General features: G+C 32.8%; 1 pseudogene. It reads right to left on the bottom strand.

From position 1 onward, the window contains the following. Positions 1-592 (bottom strand): annotated as a pseudogene (locus tag IM317_RS23690) (O-antigen flippase); the annotation flags it as partial.

The following is a 592-nucleotide window of genomic DNA, read 5'->3' as shown; positions in this document are numbered from 1 at the left end:
TAATAGAATGGATATTAATAAATCCCTACAAAAGAAAACAAATGTAGCCATTAAAACAATAGTAGGAAGTATAAATTTTAAGACGTAATGTACTTCAGCCTTAATATTATGATATCCATTGATTTTTGCTAGTTTTGGAAGGTAATACGTACTAAGTGCCATCGTAATCACAGCAAGGTAAGCTTCCGAAATCCTCCATACTGCCTGCCAATTACCTGCACTTTGTAAGCCAACAGTATTTGTAATGATACTTCTGACAATAAGTATTGTCGCAGGGAAAAGCATTGCGCTAATTGCAGTCATTACGAAAAACTTCGATATATTTTTTAACTGTTTCTTATTTACCTTGCCGATGAAGTTTGACAACTTACACCATTGCGAATTAATAGCAACAGCAACTAATACTATACCTGATAGCCCACCCTGTATTCCTGTAGCAATTAAAACGCCATGAATATTATATTTAAGAATAAGAAAAAGCATTATAAAAAAAGTTATTATTGTTGATAACGCTCCGCTTATTAAATATTTTCGGTAAAGTTCTAACCCATTAAATATTGAAGTAATTAATGTCCCTATTGCAGCCAGAGGC

Origin of the sequence: Enterobacter cloacae complex sp. S3, assembly GCF_014930495.1 — a bacterium.
GTDB classification, from domain to species: Bacteria; Pseudomonadota; Gammaproteobacteria; order Enterobacterales; family Enterobacteriaceae; genus Enterobacter; species Enterobacter asburiae_B.
The sequence above is the reverse complement of the archived record's forward strand: the minus strand, read 5'-3'. Positions and strand labels throughout refer to the sequence as shown.